Annotated in this window: 2 protein-coding genes; both read left to right on the top strand. The window is 66.9% G+C overall.

Annotation, left to right across the window (positions count from 1 at the left end; translation table 11 throughout):
• Positions 1-99 precede the first annotated feature (99 nt).
• Positions 100-564 (top strand): winged helix-turn-helix domain-containing protein, encoded by a 465-nt coding sequence (locus ABD52_RS37215; RefSeq protein ID WP_225319901.1) that lies wholly within the window; start codon positions 100-102, stop codon positions 562-564.
• Positions 543-1,151: a transposase gene (locus ABD52_RS37955; RefSeq protein ID WP_120332276.1), complete on the top strand. Its 609-nt coding sequence runs from the start codon at positions 543-545 to the stop codon at positions 1,149-1,151. The genes ABD52_RS37215 and ABD52_RS37955 overlap by 22 nt, the downstream gene beginning before the upstream one ends.
• The last annotated feature ends 29 nt before the right edge of the window (positions 1,152-1,180 follow it).

The following is a 1,180-nucleotide window of genomic DNA, read 5'->3' as shown; positions in this document are numbered from 1 at the left end:
CTACAGAGGTTGAAAGGCTGACGTCCGTCGGCGTGTCTGCGTGATCTGGGTCGATGTGGGCGGTAGGTCGGAGGCATGAGGTATCCGGCTGGTGGTGGCGTGAACGCGGCAGCCCGGGTCCGGCGTGAGAAGGTCCGGATCCAGGCCGCGACCATGTTCGAGAAGTCCGTACCGACCGCGCAGATCGCTTCTGAGCTGCGGGTTTCCGAGAAGTCGGTGCGTCTGTGGCGACGGCAGTGGACTGCTGGCGGAACGGAGGCTCTGGCGTCGGCCGGGCCGGGAGGCTCGGACTGCAAACTCTCGGTTGAGCAGCTGAAACAGCTGGCCGGGATGCTCGACGAAGGGCCGATCGCGCACGGCTGGGACGATGCCCGCTGGACCCTCGCGCGGGTGGCCGAGGTGATCGAGCGCCGCTTCGGCGTCTCCTACACGCTGCGCGGGGTGTCCTATCTGCTGCATCGCATCGGGTACAGCCAGCAGGTTCCCACTCGTCGGGCGATCGAACGCGATCCCGAAGCGATCACCGGCTGGCATCGCGGGCGGTGGCCGTCGGTAAGAGGTTAGCGGCGGCGCAAGGCGCCTGGATCTGCTTCCAGGACGAGGCAGGCCAGGTCATGCGACCGCCGGTGGCCAAGACGTGGGCCCGGCGGGGGCACACGCCGGTGGTCGAGGTATCCGGCAAGGGCTCCGGCCGGGTCTCGATCGCCGGCCTGGTCTGCCTCAAGCCCGGACAGCGAGGACGGTTGATGTGGCGAACCCGGCTGCACCGTGGTCGTACAGGCGAACGCGGTAGCTTCAGCGAGGACGACTACATCGCCTTCCTCGACCAGACCCACCAGCGTCTACAGGCACCGATGGTGCTGATCTGGGACAACCTGAACACCCACGTCAGCCGCCGCATGCAGGCCCTGATCGCCACTCGGCCGTGGCTGACCGTGATCCGGTTACCCGCCTACGCTCCGGACCTCAACCCCACCGAAGGCGTCTGGCGCTGGATGAAACGCGGCCTGACCAACACCGCCGCCCGCGGTGTCGACCACCTCGCCCAACTGGTCAAACGTCGACTACGCGCGTGTCAGCAACAGACCGATCTCCTCGCCGGCTTCTTCGCCAGCACCGGCATGACCCTCGAACCCGAGCCACCGAGATAACTCGAACCTTGGCCTTTCAACCTCTGTAG

Source organism: Micromonospora sp. RV43, assembly GCF_001029515.1.
Taxonomy (GTDB): domain Bacteria; phylum Actinomycetota; class Actinomycetes; order Mycobacteriales; family Micromonosporaceae; genus Micromonospora; species Micromonospora aurantiaca.
The sequence above is the reverse complement of the archived record's forward strand: the minus strand, read 5'-3'. Positions and strand labels throughout refer to the sequence as shown.